8 protein-coding genes are annotated in these 16,515 nt (G+C 66.1%); 4 read left to right on the forward strand and 4 right to left on the reverse strand.

Features of this window, described 5'->3' with window-relative positions:
* Window positions 1-114 precede the first annotated feature (114 nt).
* The 4 genes from A5785_RS02000 to A5785_RS02015 all read right to left on the reverse strand — a co-directional run bounded on the left by A5785_RS02000 (window position 115) and on the right by A5785_RS02015 (window position 9,934).
* Window positions 115-3,993 carry a multifunctional oxoglutarate decarboxylase/oxoglutarate dehydrogenase thiamine pyrophosphate-binding subunit/dihydrolipoyllysine-residue succinyltransferase subunit gene (locus A5785_RS02000; RefSeq protein ID WP_064864354.1) on the reverse strand — a complete coding sequence of 1,293 codons (3,879 nt, stop codon included), beginning with the start codon at window positions 3,991-3,993 and terminating at the stop codon, window positions 115-117.
* A 237-nt stretch (window positions 3,994-4,230) separates the two neighbouring features.
* Window positions 4,231-8,145: an ABC transporter ATP-binding protein gene (locus tag A5785_RS02005; protein ID WP_039855518.1), complete on the reverse strand. Its 3,915-nt coding sequence runs from the start codon at window positions 8,143-8,145 to the stop codon at window positions 4,231-4,233.
* Window positions 8,142-8,882, reverse strand: a complete 741-nt coding sequence (locus A5785_RS02010; RefSeq protein WP_005205768.1) for a hypothetical protein — start codon at window positions 8,880-8,882, stop codon at window positions 8,142-8,144. Before A5785_RS02010 ends, A5785_RS02005 begins: the two co-directional genes overlap by 4 nt.
* Window positions 8,879-9,934, reverse strand: coding sequence for a glutathione S-transferase family protein (locus tag A5785_RS02015; RefSeq protein ID WP_005205767.1), 1,056 nt, complete (start codon window positions 9,932-9,934; stop codon window positions 8,879-8,881). The genes A5785_RS02010 and A5785_RS02015 overlap by 4 nt, the downstream gene beginning before the upstream one ends.
* Before the next feature lie 97 nt (window positions 9,935-10,031).
* Here A5785_RS02015 and A5785_RS02020 point away from each other — a divergent pair, with 97 nt between their 5' ends.
* The 4 genes from A5785_RS02020 to A5785_RS02035 all read left to right on the forward strand — a co-directional run bounded on the left by A5785_RS02020 (window position 10,032) and on the right by A5785_RS02035 (window position 16,508).
* Window positions 10,032-10,721 (forward strand): PadR family transcriptional regulator, encoded by a 690-nt coding sequence (locus A5785_RS02020; RefSeq protein ID WP_005205766.1) that lies wholly within the window; start codon window positions 10,032-10,034, stop codon window positions 10,719-10,721.
* Window positions 10,718-12,253, forward strand: a complete 1,536-nt coding sequence (locus tag A5785_RS02025; protein ID WP_005205765.1) for an MFS transporter — start codon at window positions 10,718-10,720, stop codon at window positions 12,251-12,253. The genes A5785_RS02020 and A5785_RS02025 overlap by 4 nt, the downstream gene beginning before the upstream one ends.
* 65 nt (window positions 12,254-12,318) lie before the next feature.
* Entirely contained in the window at window positions 12,319-13,530 is a 1,212-nt protein-coding gene (locus A5785_RS02030; protein WP_064864356.1) for an exonuclease SbcCD subunit D, read from the forward strand.
* Complete coding sequence (locus A5785_RS02035; protein WP_005205763.1) at window positions 13,527-16,508, forward strand: AAA family ATPase; 2,982 nt, start codon at window positions 13,527-13,529, stop codon at window positions 16,506-16,508. The genes A5785_RS02030 and A5785_RS02035 overlap by 4 nt, the downstream gene beginning before the upstream one ends.
* Window positions 16,509-16,515 lie beyond the last annotated feature (7 nt).

A 16,515-nucleotide genomic window follows, 5' to 3' on the forward strand; every position in this document is an offset into this window, starting at 1 on the left:
AGCTGACCGCTCAGTCTTCCGCTGGGACCTATGTGAGTTTCCGACGTTGATCGACAAACGAGCGAGGGCCGCACCCGAAACGGGTGCGGCCCTCACTCGTTGCTATTCGACGCCTCAGGCAAACGCCTCGTCGAGGATCTCCTGCTGCTCGACGGCGTGCACCTTCGACGAGCCCGAGCTCGGTGCAGACATCGGGCGACGCGAGATGCGGCGCAGACCCTTGAGGAGGTTCGGCAGCATCTCGGGCAGCCACAGTCCGAGGAACGGCCACGGTCCCTGGTTGGCGGGTTCGTCCTGGACCCACACGAAATCGTCGGCGTTCGGGTACTTCTCGAGCGTCTCCTGGAGACGACGATGCGGCACGGGGTAGAGCTGCTCGACGCGGACCACGGCGATGTCGTCGCGGCTCTCCTTGTCCCGACGGGCGGCGATCTCGTAGTAGATCTTGCCGCTCACCAGCAGGACGCGCTTGACCTTGCTGCGATCACCGTTGTCCTTCAAGAACTTCGGATCGTCGATCACCGAGCGGAACTTGTCGTCGGTGAAATCCTCGACAGGGCTGACGGCAGCCTTGTTGCGGAGCATCGACTTCGGCGTGAACACGATCAGCGGACGGCTGATCCCGTCGAGCACGTGCCGACGCAGCAGGTGGAAGTAGCTCGCAGGCGTCGACGGCTGCGCGACCGTCATCGAACCCTCGGCGCACAACTGCAGGAACCGCTCGATACGTCCCGAGGTGTGGTCGGGGCCCTGGCCCTCGTGGCCGTGCGGCAGGAGCAGCACGACGTCGGAACGCTGACCCCACTTGGCCTCGCCCGAGCTGATGAACTCGTCGATCACCGACTGTGCGCCGTTGACGAAGTCGCCGAACTGCGCTTCCCACAGCACGAGTGCGTCGGGGTTGCCCACCGAGTAGCCGTACTCGAAACCGACCACCGCGAACTCCGAGAGCGGCGAGTCGTAGACCATGAAGCGGCCTTCGGAATCGGCGTCGCCGTCGAGCGGTGCGAGGTGATTGAGCGGTGTGTACTCGGAGCCGTTCTCCCGGTCGATGAGGACCGAATGACGCTGGCTGAACGTGCCGCGTCGCGAATCCTGGCCGGACAGGCGGACGGTACGTCCCTCGAGCACGAGCGAACCGAAGGCCAGCAACTCGGCGAACGCCCAGTCGACGTGGCCGTCGCGGCTCATCTCATGACGACGCTTGAGCACAGGCTTGACGCGCGGGTGCGGCGTGAAGCCGTCCGGTGTGTCGTAGAAGGCGTCGCCGATACGCTCGAGAACCGTCTTGTCGACGGCGGTGACCAGCTTCTGCGGCAGTGGCTGGTCGTCTTCGACGGACTCGCTGGGCTCGGGCGTGAACTTCTCGAGTTCCTTGACCTCGTTGAAGACACGTTCGAGCTGACCCTGGTAGTCGCGAAGGGCGTCCTCGGCCTCCTTGGTCGAGATGTCGCCACGACCGATCAGAGCCTCGGTGTAGGACTTACGCACACCGCGCTTGGTGTCGATGACGTCGTACATCGCGGGCTGGGTCATCGACGGGTCGTCGCCCTCGTTGTGTCCGCGACGACGGAAGCAGACGAGGTCGATGACGACGTCCTTGTGGAAGATCTCCCGGTAGTCGACGGCCAGCTTGGCCACCCACACGCACGCCTCGGGGTCGTCGCCGTTGACGTGGAAGATCGGGGCACCGATCATCTTCGCGACGTCGGTGCAGTACTCGCTCGACCGCGAGTGCTCGGGCGCCGTGGTGAAACCGACCTGGTTGTTGACCACGATGTGCACGGTGCCGCCGGTGCGGTAACCCGGAAGCATCGCGAGGTTGAGCGTCTCGGGGACCACTCCCTGGCCTGCGAACGCGGCGTCGCCGTGCAGCATGAGCGGCAGGATGGAGAACTCGCGCTCTTCGGGCAGCAGATCCTGCTTCGCGCGGACGAGGCCCTCCAACACCGGGTCGACCGCCTCGAGGTGGCTCGGGTTGGCGGTGAGCGAGACGTTGATCTCGTTCTCGCCGAACATCTGGTAGTACTTGCCCTCGGCGCCGAGGTGGTACTTCACGTCACCGGACCCGTGCGCCTGCGACGGATTCAGGTTGCCCTCGAACTCGGTGAAGATCTTCGAGTAGGGCTTGCCGACGATGTTCGCGAGCACGTTGAGGCGGCCGCGGTGCGGCATGCCGATGACGACCTCGTCGAGCGAATACTCGGCGCTCTGGTCGATCACGGCGTCCATCATCGGGATGACCGACTCCGCGCCCTCGAGCGAAAAGCGCTTCTGCCCAACGTATTTCGTCTGGAGGAAGGTCTCGAAGGCCTCGGCGGCATTGAGCTTGGACAGGATGTACTTCTGCTCGGCGACCGGCGGCTTGACGTGTTTGATCTCGACACGCTCCTGAACCCAGCGCTGCTGCTCCGGTTCGAGGATGTGCGTGTACTCGACTCCCACGTGTCGGCAGTACGCGTCGCGCAGGATCGAGAGCACGTCACGCAACTTCATCGTGTCCTGGCCGTGGAAGCCGCCGACCTTGAAACTACGGTCGAGATCCCAGAGGGTCAGGCCGTAGGTGAGGATGTCGAGATCAGGATGCGATGTGCGCGCGTAGCTGTCCATCATCAGCGGATCGGTGTCGGCCATGAGGTGCCCGCGGTTGCGGTAGGCCGCGATCAGCTCGAGTACCCGCGCGTTCTTGTCGACGACGCCTGCGGGGATGTCACGACGCCAACGGATCGGCTCGTAGGGGATGTGGAACGCGGTGAACAGCTCGTCGTAGAACGCGTCGTCGAGGAGCAGTTCGTGGATCCTGCGAAGTAAGTCGCCCGACTCGGCGCCCTGGATGATCCGGTGATCGTAGGTGGACGTGAGCGTCATCAACTTGCCGACACCGAGTTCGGCGATCTGCTCGTCGCTCGCGCCCTGGAACTCGGCCGGATACTCCATCGCACCCGCACCGATGATGGCTCCCTGGTTCTTCATCAGGCGCGGCACGGAGTGCACGGTGCCGATGGTGCCCGGGTTGGTCAGCGAAATGGTCACGCCCGCAAAGTCTTCCGCGGTGAGCTTGCCGTCGCGCGCACGGCGCACGATGTCCTGGTACGCCGAGTAGAACTCGGCGAAACCCATTGTCTCGCAGTTCTTGATGGCGGCGACGACGAGCGAGCGGTTGCCATCCTTACCGACGAGGTCGATCGCCAGACCGAGGTTGGTGTGCGCAGGGGTGACCACATTCGGCTTGCCGTCGATCTCGGCGAAGTGGCGGTTCATGTTCGGGAACGCCTTGATCGCCTGGACGATCGCGTAGCCGAGGATGTGGGTGAAGCTGATCTTGCCGCCGCGGGTGCGGGCCAGATGATTGTTGACGACGATGCGGTTGTCGATCATCAGCTTGGCCGGGATCGCACGAACGGACGTGGCGGTCGGGATCTGCAGCGACGCCGTCATGTTCTTGGCAACGGCGGCCGAGGCGCCGCGTAGAACCTTCTCGGTGTCTTCGGCGGGTGCTGCGTCCGTCGTCGTCGACGCGGCCTTGGCCGACGCAGGCGCCTTCTGTGACCGCGACGATCCGTCGCGGCTCGCAACGCTGTGACCCGACGCGGCCTTGGTGGCTGTCGACTCGCGGGCGGGGGAGTTGGTGGTGGTCGGACGCGGGGTCGGCTCCTGGTCGAGAGTGACCTGACGGGGTGCGGCCTTGCCATTCGACGAGGCGCTGCCGTTGCTGCTCGCGGCTGCGGTCTTCTTAGGGGCTGCGGTGTTCGACGCACCGTTGCTGTGTGCGGTTCCCGATCCGTTGCCGGACGCCGTGTTCTTCGCGGGCGCGGTCTTGGTCGATGCGGTCTTGGTAGTCGCTGCGGTTGTGGACTTGGCCGCAGACGATGCCCCCGCAGATGCTGCTGACGTGCCGTTGGACGAGCCATCGTCGCCGGGCTTGTAGTCCTTCAGCAGATCGTGCCAACTCGGGTCGACCGAGTTCGGGTCTTCTTTGAATTGCTGGTACATTTCGTCGACCAGCCACGTGTTTTGTCCGAAATCTGATATCGAACTGCTCACAGCGGTATCTCGCCTCAATTCCCTCTGGTGTCGGGTCGCTCGCTCGCGTCGTGGAGTCCCTTGTGAAGATTACGACGCACCACCTGCTCATGGTACGCGCGCGACGTTGCGCCCCGTGTACCGACCGCGCCGACGTCACACCCGGTTGCGGTCCCGACCCGCGACCCTGGTGAGCAACGTCGATCGTCAGACGCGATCGTCGCCTTGAGCAGGCTCGATACCGTCGACGTCCGAATCGACACCTGCATCCCAGAACGCGCGGTACCTTCCACCCAACGACAGCAACTCGTCGTGTGTTCCCAACTCGACGATGCGTCCGTTGTCGACGACGGCGATCCGATCGGCGCGCGCCGCGGTGGCGAGTCGGTGGGCGACGATCACCGAGGTGCGTCGGCGGGTGACCGTCTCGCCCGCCGCGAGCACCAGCGCTTCGGTGGCCTGGTCGAGGGTCGCGGTTGCTTCGTCGAGAAGCAGGAGGTCGGGGTCGACTAGTTCGGCCCGCGCAAGCGCGATGAGTTGACGTTGGCCCGACGACAACCCGCCGCCGCGTTCGCCGACCTGATGGCGCATCCCGCCGTCGAGTCCGGCGATGACATCGGTGGCGCCGACAGCGAGTGCAGCGGCCGCGATCTGTGTCCGGTCGGCGTCGGGTCGGCCATAGGCGATGTTCTCGGCGACGCTACCGGTGAACAGGTGTGGTTCCTGGGGTACGAGCCCGATCCGATGTCGGTAGTCGAGCAGTCCGAAGTCGCGGATGTCGGTCCCATCCATGCGCACCTCACCGCTGGTGGGGTCGTAGAAGCGGGCGAGCAGTTTGACGACTGTCGACTTGCCCGCCCCCGTGCGACCGACGAGCGCCAGTGACGAACCTGCCGGGATGATCAGTTCGACGTCGCGCAGCGCGTCGGCATGAGCGCCGGTGTACCGGAACCCGACGTCGTCGAGTTCGATGTCGCCGTCGAAACCGTTGGCGGGCACCGGTATCCGATCCTCGCGTGACTCCAGCGAGCTGCGTGTGCGGAGGAGGTCCGCGATGCGTCGAAGCCCCACGACTGCCTGCTGATAGCCGTCGAAGACCTGAGAGAGCTGCTGCACCGGTCCGAAGAGCAACGAGAGATAGAGGATGAAGGCGACGAGTGTGCCCGCCTGCATCGTTCCGGTCGAGATGCGATGTGCACCAACGGCGATCGCCACGGCCGTCGCGACGTCGGACATCAGCGTGATGAATGGGAAGTACACCGAGATGGCCCGCTGCGAACGCATTCGTGCGCGCACCCATTCGACGGTGCGATCGGTGAAGCGGGTCATGGCGATGTCGCTGTTGCGGTAGGTCTGTGTGGTTCTGATCCCCGCGATGTTCTCTTGGAAGTCGGCGTTGACCACGCTCACCAGTTCGCGCGAGCGGGTGTACGCATCCGCGGCGACCCGTCGGAACGCGATGGTCGCGGCGATCATGATCGGAAACACGGGCAGGATGATCAGTCCGAGTTCGATATCGGTGAGCAGCAGTGCGACCGTGACACCGACGAGGGTCAGCACGGCGACGATCGCCGAGGTCAAACCTGTCTGCAGGAACGTCGATAGCGCGTCGACATCGGTGGTCATCCGCGTCATGATGCGGCCCGACAGTTCGCGCTCGTAGTAGTCGAGGCCGAGTCGTTGCAGGTGCGCGTAGCTGCGCACCCGGAGGCCGAACAGGACGCGCTCGCCTGCGCGTGTCGACGTCAACGTCATCACGGCGCCGACGATCCAGCCGAGCGCGACCAGTCCGACACCGAAGGCCGCGACCTCCCACAGGCGCGCTTCGTCGGCGCGGCCCGCGGCGTCGAGAACCGCACGGGCCAACGACGGAAAAGCGAGGCCGATGAGCGTGTCCAGCGAGATGCAGACGATCGCGGTGATCAGCAGCAGGCGGACCGGCGAGAGTATGCCCCACAGGCTGAACTGTCGGTTCTCACGACGTACCGACGCGGTGTCGACTCGGGGATCCTCGTCGGCGGGCGGCAGGGCGTCGACGGCCCGGAGCAATGCGGGCGTCGCCTGCATCGAACCGAGCGCGCTCGCCACACCGCCTCCGCGACCACTCGGTCCGCGACCCGGTGGTGGGGCGATGCGCGACATCGTCGACGCCGCGCTGACGTCTGCCGCCGGTGTCGATCCCGGATCGGCCGGTGGCCACAGCCGGTCCATGAGTGCGTCGTCGGCCGACGCAGGTGCCGTCGGCTCGGCGTGAGGTGTCGTGTCGCGCTGCGCGACCAACGCGCTCGACGACTCGACGACCACGCCGGTCATCAAGGCACGGAAGCGCGGACTGCGGGCATCGAGTTCGGCGACGGTTCCGATGTCGGTGATCCGCCCATCGTCGAGAACGGCCACCCGGTCGGCGAGCATCAGCGTCGACCGTCGATGCGCGAGGACCAGCATCGTCGGCCGGGCATCCCCGCCGCTGCGCAGGTCACGCAGGATGCGCGATTCGGTCGTGGCGTCGACGGCAGATGTTGCGTCGTCGAGCACGAGTACGCGTGGGTCGGCGTACAGCGCACGGGCGAGCGCGATGCGTTGTCGTTGGCCTCCCGAGAGGGTCAGGCCACGCTCGCCGACGATCGTCTCGAATCCGTCGGGGAGGGCAGTGATGAACTCGAGCGCGTCGGCGCGGGCTGCGGCGTCGACGAGGCGTGGGTGTGGCGAGCCGTCTGGCAGCGTGCGTGCATCGGCGGGAACGCCGAGTGCGATGTTGGCGGCGATCGTGTCGGAGTAGAGGAACGGTTCGTCGAAGACGACGGCGACCGCGGAATGCAGACTCTCGGCGGAGAGCGTGGCGACGTCGTGGGTGCCATCGGTCGAGACCAGTGACACCTCGCCGGCGGTCGGGGAGAGGTAGCGGCTGGTCAATTCCGCGATGGTCGACTTCCCGGAGCCGGGTGGTCCGACGATCGCGACGCACTCGCCGGGAGCGATGTCGAGGTCGATCTCGTGCAGGACGGCCTTGTCGCCGAACGCGAAGTCGACGTCGTCGAAGCGAAGTCCGAGAGCGCCGTCGGGCAGTGTGCCGGTCTGTCGGTCGCCGGGGTCGGTCGGTTCGTCGATGACGTCGTAGACACGGTCGACGGCCGCGCGAGCCAACTGTCCACTGACCACGACGTTGGTCAGCAGGCGTGCCAGTGACGTCATCGTGGCGACGTAGGTCGCGAACGCGAGGAAGGTGCCCGCGGTGATGGTGCCGCGCAACGTCAGCCACCCGCCGAGAGCGATGACCGCGACCATGCCCAACTGGGGTATCGCCGCCATGGTCGGGGCAAACCGCGCGTTGATCTTGGCTGCGCGCAAGCGTTTTGAATAGAGGTCGCGCGCGAGGCCGACGAGTTCGTCGACGGCGCGCGACTCCTGACCGAATCCCTTGACCACCCGCACGCCGGTCACGGTCTCCTCGACGTGCTGTGCGACGTTGGCCGCAGATTGCTGCGCCGACCAGGTAGCGGCGAAAAGCTTTCTGCGCGTGGTGAAGACGACGATTCCGACGACGGGAATGATGCTCAACGCGACGACCGTCAGCAGCGGCGACAGATAGGCCATGATCCCGATCGCGATCACCACCTGAACCGCGGCACCCGCCGACAACGGGACCACGGCCAGCAGTCCCTGCACGATCTGCAGGTCCGAAATCGACCGCGAGACAACCTGTCCCGTGCTGATGCGTGACTGAGCGGCACCGTCGAGATGCAGCAGCGTGTGCATCAGGCGGAGTCGCAACGCATTCTGCACGCTGATCGACAGTTGTCCCGCGGTGAGCCTGCGCCCGAACTGACAGGCGTAACGCACGACCGCCAACACAAGCAGCGCCGCGACTACCACCGAGATCGTCGCGCCGCCGCGTTGCGCTCCGGTCGCGTGATCAATCGCAGCCTTGGCCAGCAGGGGCGCGACGAGGTCGACGGCAACGGCAACCAGAGTCACCGCAAGAGTGACGACCACCAATCTGCGATGTCGCCAGCATTCAGTGGAGAGTCGACGAATCCAGCCGGTGCGCTGCGCGGAAGTCGGATTGTCGGTGGGTGGGGCATCTCGGATCGGGGCCGGGCTGTCCGTGAGGGAGCCGGTCACCGATCCCCGGCGGGCAGGCCGGGTTCGGTGACGACGCTCCCGTCGACGACATCGCCATGCCACGACTTCGGCGCCGGACCGAACGCCTCGCGTGCGTTGAGGACGACGCGACGTCCGAGTGCGCGGTTTCCGGCACCGCCGACAACGGCTCCGATACCTGCAGGCATCAGCTTCCCGAAGATGAGCGGCGCGCGCTTGATCGCATACTTCTTGACGATCTTGTTCATCAAAGTGGTGTTCAGTTTCCCGAGGCCACCACCGGGGATGGCTGCGGTTCCGAGTCGACGCAGTGCGCCACCTCGGGTGCCGATGAGGCGGCCGAGCGCTGCGACGCCCTCCTCACCGAGAGCCACCGCCAGGACGAGCGTCTTTCGTCGCTCGGACTGCTCGACGCCGATGCCGTGTACCTCGGCGACGGCCAGTGCGAACAACGCTGAGGCTTCGAGGAACAGGGCGGTCTCGCCCGTCATCGCGGTCAGCGCCGTCATGGTGCCGACCCCGGGGATCGCCGCGGTTGCGCCGACCGCGCTACCCGTACCCATGACGGTCCGCAGGAACTGCTTCTCCAGCCTCCGGATGATCTGCTCCGGCGACTCGTCTGGATGCGCCTTACGCAGCGCGTTCACGTACTTCTTGACCGCCGGAGCCTGGAGGCGCTGAGCCTTGTCCAGCAGGCCCCCGGTCACCTCGACCGCCTTCGCGGGAGGCTTCTGTTCGGTTCGTTTGGCTTCGGTCATGGCAGTGGTACCCAATCCTGTTCTGGCACGACCTCATTCGGCCGCGGTGGGGGTGGTGGCGTCCCGTCTCCGAAGGGGCTGCCCCCGAGCTCGTCGCGATGGTGAGGAGTGAGCCAATTCCTCAGGTCCGGGCCGTCGGGCACGATCCCGGTGGGATTGATGTCGCGGTGGACGAGGTAGTAGTGCTGCTTGATCTGTGTGAAGTCGACGGTGTCGCCGAAACCCGGAGTCTGGAAGAGATCTCGCGCGTACGCCCACAACACAGGCATCTCCGACAGTTTGCTCCGATTGCACTTGAAATGCCCGTGATAGACCGGATCGAATCGCGCAAGCGTCGTGAACAGCCGGACGTCTGCCTCGGTGATGGTGTCGCCCGCCAGGTAACGCTGCGCTGCCAGGCGTTCGGTCAGTTCGTCGAGTTTGGTGAAGAGCCGGTCGTAGGCCTTGTCGTACGCCTCCTGACTGCCGGCGAATCCGCAGCGGTACACGCCGTTGTTGACCTCGGTGTAGACACCCTTGCTGACGGATTCGATCTCGTCGCGTAGGTGCTCGGGGTAGAGGTCGGGCGCCCCCTCGCGGTGATAGTCGGACCACTCGACCTCGAAGTCGACGGTGATCTGCTTGAAGTCGTTGGTCACGACCTCACCGCTGGGGACGTCGACGATCGCCGGGACGGTGATGCCCTTCGGATAACCGGGGAACCGCTTCTCGTACGCGTCTTTGAGACGTGGAATCTTCAGGACGGGGTCGACGCCGCCGGGGTCGAGGTCGAACGTCCACGAGTCCTTGTCGTGGGTGGGACCGCACAGTCCCAACGAGATCGCATCCTCGAGACCGAGGAGTCGTCGAACGATCAGGGTGCGGTTGGCCCACGGGCACGCGCGCGCCGCCACGAGTCGATACCGACCTGCCTCGACCGGATAGCCGTCGCGACCATCGCGCGTGATGCGGGTCTCGATGTACTGCGTGTCGCGGACGAACTCCTGCCCGCTGGTGACATAGGACGCCTGCGTGCCTGACTGGGCTTGTGTGCCTGACTGGGCGGGACTCATGACTCCACAGTAGTGATCGCCACCGACGGTTGGCACCCGTTATTCGGCGCGGTATATTCCACCCGGAATATTTGGCAGCGAGAAAGGGGGCCACGCCGTGACTGTGACGCGACCGTTGGCTCCGCAGGCGATCCTGGTGCTCGGCCTGGTTGCCGAACGGCCGATGCACCCGTACGAGATGTTCCAGACCACGATCGAGCGCGAAGAAGACCGCCTCACCAAGATTCGTCCCGGCACGCTCTATCACACCGTCGACCGCCTGGCCGCCGACGGACTCATCGAGGTCGTCGAGGTCCGTCAGGAGGGCAACCGACCGCAGCGGACCGTTTACGCGATCACCGAAGCGGGCAGGGCCGCGCTCGCTGCGAGCCTCGAGGCGATTCTCGAACGTCACCCCGTCGAATATCCCGAGCTCTACCTCGCTCTGTCCGAAGCGCATTCGTTGCCGCGACAGCGGGTTGTCGAACTGCTTGAACGACGTATCGATGCGATGCGCGCAGATCGTGAACGGGTCGAGGTGGCGGCAGAGGCAGCGCATGCACGCGGAGCGGTCGAGATGTTCTACCTCGACGTCGGGTGCCGCCTGGCAACTCTGCAAACGCAGATCGATTGGCTTGTCGATCTCGTCGGGCGTCTGCGTCACAACGACATCGAGTGGATCGACGACCCCGGCTCGACGTGGCGCACGAAGCACACCACCACGCCGTCACCACCTCAATCCTCCCCAGCACAGAACTCGTCCCCAGCGCAGGATTCGTCCACACCTCAGAAAGTGCAGAACTCATGACCGCTCCGGCATTCAAGTCGGTGACCAACCGACCGTGGCTTTCGCTCATGTCCCTGTGCGTCGGCTTCTTCATGATCCTCGTCGACATGACGATCGTCGCCGTCGCACAGCCGCAGATCCGTGCGGCGCTCGATACCGACGTCAACGGCATCGTCTGGGTGACCAGCGCGTATCTGTTGACCTACGCTGTGCCGCTGCTGATCACGGGCAGGCTGGGCGACAAGTACGGACCCAAGACCGTCTACCAGGTGGGCCTTGTGGTGTTCACCGCCGCGAGCGTCTGGTGCGGGTTCTCCGGCTCGATCGGCGAACTGATCGCAGCGCGCGGACTGCAGGGCGTCGGAGCCGCACTCATCACGCCGCAGACGATGGCCATGATCACGCGTATCTTCCAGCCCGAAAAGCGTGGTGCGGCAATGGGTGTCTGGGGCACCATCGCCGGTGTGGCAACGCTGGTCGGCCCGCTGCTCGGCGGCGTGCTGACCGACAACCTCGGCTGGGAGTGGATCTTCTTCGTCAACCTCCCCGTCGGCATCATCGGCCTGATCCTCGCGGCCGTGCTCGTGCCCGAGGTCGAGAAGCACGACCACTCCTTCGACTGGGTCGGAGTCGTACTGTCGGCAATCGGTCTGTCCGCCTTGGTGTTCGGTATTCAAGACGGTGAGAAGTACGACTGGGCGCCGTGGATCTGGGCGCTCATCATCGTGGGCGTCGTCGTGTTCGCGCTGTTCATCTTCTGGGAGTCGCGAGTCAAGACCGAACCGCTCGTTCCGCTCTCGTTGTTCCGTCAGCGCAATTTCTCGTTGTCCAACATCGGTATCGCCTCGATGGGCTTCGCGATCTCCGGTCAGATGATTCCGGCCATGTTCTTCCTGCAGCTCGTCGGCGGCATGACGCCCACGCAATCGGCGTTGGTCATGGTGCCGATGGCGATCTTCACCGGCATCCTCGCACCGATCGTCGGGCGAGTTCTCGACCGCGTGCATCCCAGCCTCATCATCTCCACGGGTCTGTTCCTGGCATCGATCTCGCTGTTCTGGATGGGCAGCATCGCGCGGTCGGCGACCCCCGTGTGGCAGCTGATCCTGCCGCTGGCGCTGATGGGCATCGCGTCGGCGGGTATCTGGGCGCCGCTCGCGGCGACCGCAACCCGCGACCTCCCCTGGTACCAGGCTGGTGCGGGAGCAGGCGTCTACAACACCACGCGAATGATCGGCTCGGTGATCGGCGCGGCTGCTGTCGGCGCACTGATGCAGACGAGACTGGCCGCGAATCTGCCCGGCATGGACACCGCGTCGAACAACGACAGCGCCAAGCAGTTGCCGATCGAGGTCTTCGGTCACCCCGTCCGTGAGCCGTTCGCGCTCGCAATGGGACAGACCCTCTATCTGCCCGCGGCGGCATTGCTGATCGGCGTCGTCGCAACGCTGTTCCTCAAGCGGCCGGCGACGCAGCGTTCGTATCCGCCTGCGGCAGAAGCCAAGGCCGCAGCGGCCGCCGAAGGTGCGGTGGAAGAGGCCGGGGCAGCGTGACGGCATCCGGGGCGGGCTGACGCGCCTCCCCGGATCTGTCGGTGGCAGATCGTACGGTGTTTCCCATGCGAATCCTGCACACCTCCGACTGGCATATCGGCCGAACCTTCCACGGCGCCGACCTGCTCGATGACCAGCGCGCGTCGCTGCGTCACCTCGCAGACGTCGTCGCCGCGGAATCGGTCGATGTCGTCGTGGTGGCGGGCGACGTCTTCGACAGGTCGGTGCCCTCGGCCGACGCCGTCCGCGTCTACGACGACGGCCTTGCCGCGATTGCGGCCGCCGGTGCCGCGATCGTCGTGACCTCCGGCAATCATGATTCGCCGACACGTCTGGGTGTCGGATCGGGCTTCGCCGCAGCCGGTGGTCTGCATCTGCGCACCTCGGTGGCGTCGATCGCCGACCCCATCGTCTTCTCCGACGAACACGGAGACGTGGCGATCTACGGAATCCCGTACCTCGAACCCGAGGTCACGCGAACCGAACTCGGCGTCGACGACGCGCGCGGACACTCCGATGTGCTCACTGCGGCCATGGAACGCATCCGCGCCGATCTCGCCGCACGCGATGCGCGTTCGGTGGTCGTCGCGCACGCGTTCGTCGTCGGTGGTCTCGCCACCGGGTCCGAACGTTCGATCAGCGTCGGGGGAGTAGAAACCGTTGCGGCCGAGGTGTTCTCGGGGGTCGACTACGTCGCACTCGGCCACCTGCACTCGCCGCAGGAACTCACGCCGACAGTCCGCTACAGCGGGTCGCCCATCCCGTACTCGTTCGGCGAGAACACACACCACAAAGCGGTGTGGCTCATCGACCTCGACGCCGACGGTGTGTCCGACGTCCGTCGCCACGATCTGCCGATCGTGCGCGGTCTCACGTCGCTGCGGGGCACGCTCGACGAGTTGCTGACCGACGAGTCGCTGTCGATTGCCGAAGACGACTACGTCGAAGCGACGCTGACCGATGCGGTCCGCCCGGTCGACGCGATGCGTGTTCTGCGACAACGGTTTCCGCATGCCGTGCACGTGCAGTGGCAGCGTCCCGACGCCGAGAACAGCGTCGACTACCGCTCTCGGGTGCGCGGTCGCAGCGATGCGGAGATCATCACATCCTTCGTCACCGATGTACGCGACAAGCCGACTACCCGTGAGCGGGCGCTTGTGGAAAGCGCGCTACGCGCTGTCGTCGGCGAGCCGGAGCAGGTCGCATCCTGCGAGCCGTTGGCGCTCTTCGAGATCGACGCGCCGGCAGACGGCCACCGGGTGGCAGAGTCGGCATGAGACTTCATCGGTTGCGCATGAGCGCGTTCGGGCCGTTCGCCGACGATACGGCGATCGACTTCGACGCGCTCGGAGCCGACGGCCTGTTCCTGCTGCACGGGCAGACGGGTGCAGGCAAGACGACGGTGCTCGACGCCGTCGCGTTCGCGCTCTTCGGCAGGGTGCCCGGCGCCCGGAACGAGGCCAAACGTCTGCATTCCGATCACGCTCCGGCAGAACAGGTTCCGCAGGTCGAGGTAGAAGCGACGATCAACGGCCGCCGATTCCGCATCATCCGGTCGCCCGAGTATCAGCGCCCCAAGAAGCGGGGGACGGGGACAACAAAGGTCCAGGCGAAGGCGACGCTCGAGTGGGTCGACGGGTCGGGGGTGGCACTCACCCGGTTGCCCGAGATCGGCGAGACCGTGAGCGAGCTCCTCGGCATGAGTGCCGAGCAGTTCTTCCAGGTCGTGCTTCTCCCGCAGGGCGACTTCTCGCGGTTTTTGCGCGCACCCAACGAAGAGCGAGAAGCGTTGTTGGAGAGACTTTTCGACACCGAGCGATTCGGTGACGTCGAGGAGTGGCTGCGCGAGCGTGCGCGAGAGAGTGCAGCGGCGCTCGACGCAAAGGCGGCGTCGATCGACCGCATCGCCGCACAGATCGGGGCCCTGGCCGACGTCGAGGCACCCATTGAGCCCGACATGGCCTGGGCGCAGAAATGCCTCGACGACGCTCGCGAGGCAGAACGCCGCGACGCCACGGCGTTGGCGGAGGCGCGCGACGTACTCGACGCCGCGCAGCAGTCATACGACCGCGGCAGAAAGATGATGCACGACAGGCAGCGTGGACTCGCCGCGCGGTCACGCATCGAACAACTCGACGCCGCCGAGCCCGAACTCGATGTCGCCGAGAAGGCACTCGCCGCCGCGCGTCGCGCGGCGCCCGTGGTCCCCGTGCTCGCCGATCACGAGCAGGCGATCGCCAACGCCCGTGCTGCCGATGCACTCCGTGCGGCAGCGGAATCGGCCGTGTCCGAGCATGCGGTGTCCGAAGAGGTGGAGGCGGCGTGGGCGCGCGAGTGCGACGACACCGAGTTGGCCCGCGCGATCGACACCTGGGCGGCGGAGTCGGGTCGGCTCGAACCGCTGGTGCGCAGGACACTCGAACGTCCCACGCTGATCGCTGCGATCGGCGCAGCTGAGGCCGAGGTCTCGGCTGCCGCCACCCGCACCGTCGAACTCGACGACGCGCTCGCGGCGCTGCCGGAGCAACGGACCGCAGCTATCGCTGCCCTGCACGATGCCCATGAGCAGCGTGCCCGGATCGAGACGCTGCGCAATCAGCAGGCACAGCAGACGTCGATTCTCGAGGCCATCGATGAGCGCGACAAACTCGAGGTTGTACTCAGTCGTGCCGAGCGCGCTGTCGCCGACGCACACTCGGCGCACAATGACGCACGGACCAGACTGCTCGACCTTCGCGAACGTCGCCTTGCCGGGATGGCGGCCGAACTCGCGTCCCAACTCGTCGACGGCGAGCCGTGCACCGTCTGCGGCTCGCGCGAGCACCCCGCACCCACGACGAGCGATCCAGGCGATCATGTGGGCGACGCCGACGAGGCGGCGGCTGCTGACATCGAACACCGCGCCTCCGCCGAGCTGACGCGTGCGCGCTCGTCGCTGGACACCTATCGCGAGCGAAAAGCCAATCTGGACAAGATGATCGGTGATGCGGAGCGCGAGTCCGTATGCTCCGATCGCGACGATACGGTCAAGCGGCGCACGAAAGCCGAACACGCCGCGGCGTCGGTCGACAAGCTGCAGCGCGTCGTCGACGAATTGGACGGGCGGACCAGCACATGGCAGGCCGAACGATCGCAGATTCAGGCGCGGCGGGCTGCGGCGTCCGTGCGTCTGGACTCCCTGCGTGGCGAACTCGAGTCGCTCGACGCGGAGGTCTCGACGGCAACCGGAGGCCGGGGCGATGTCAGCGGCCGCCGGGCCGAACTGGCCGAACTGTGTCGCTGCGCGACGGCTTTGCGAGATGCGCGTGCGGAGGTGCGCCGTGCCGGAGAGTGGGCGACACAGGCGGCGAGCCGCGCCGCGTCCGCGTGCGACGAAGCGCAGTTCGCCGACGAGACCGCGGTGCGAGCGGCGATGGCGACGGACGAGCAGATGGGGGTCTGGGAGTCGTCGCTGCGCAAGGCGCACGGCCTGAGAGTCGAGGCGCAGGGCACGCTCGACGACGACGACGTGCGTTCGGCGCTGGCAACCGAGCCCGTCGGCCTGGCTCACCTCGAGACCACGCTCGAGACGGTGCGCGCCCGCTGCGACGCCGCGTCCGGCGCTGCGGCCGTCTCCACGCGGCGAGCGACCGGGCTGGCCGATCACGTCACCCTCTACTGGGAGGCGCTGACCGATTTCGAGCCGATTCGTCTGCGGCAGAAGGAGATCCACGATCTCGCCGAATTGGTGAGTGGACGAGGGCAGAACGCGAAGCGAATGACACTGCGCTCGTACGTCCTCGCGGCACGCCTCGAAGAAGTCTTGGTCGCGGCGTCGGATCGACTTCGGCACATGTCCTCTGGCCGTTACGAATTCGCACACTCCGATGCCGGAGGGCCGCGGGGGCGTCGTGGCGGTCTCGGTATCGAGGTGCGCGACGAGTACACGGGTGTCACGCGTGCGGCGACAACCCTCTCGGGTGGCGAGACGTTCTTCGCGTCCCTGGCGCTGGCACTCGGACTTGCCGACGTCGTGTCGAGCGAAGCGGGCGGCCGTGTGCTCGACACGATGTTCATCGACGAGGGGTTCGGCACCCTCGACCCGGAGTCCCTCGACCTGGTGATGGGCGTGCTCGACGAATTGCGTTCGGGCGGCAGAGTTGTTGGCTTGGTCAGCCACGTCGACGAACTGCGTGCCCGTATTCCGTCGCAGTTGCACGTGCTGCGCGGCGAATCCGGCTCCACCGTCACCGTCCGGACGCTGACCGCCCCGTAAATGTGTG

Origin of the sequence: Gordonia sp. 852002-50395_SCH5434458, from assembly GCF_001665905.1 — a bacterium.
In the GTDB taxonomy this organism is placed as follows: domain Bacteria; phylum Actinomycetota; class Actinomycetes; order Mycobacteriales; family Mycobacteriaceae; genus Gordonia; species Gordonia jacobaea.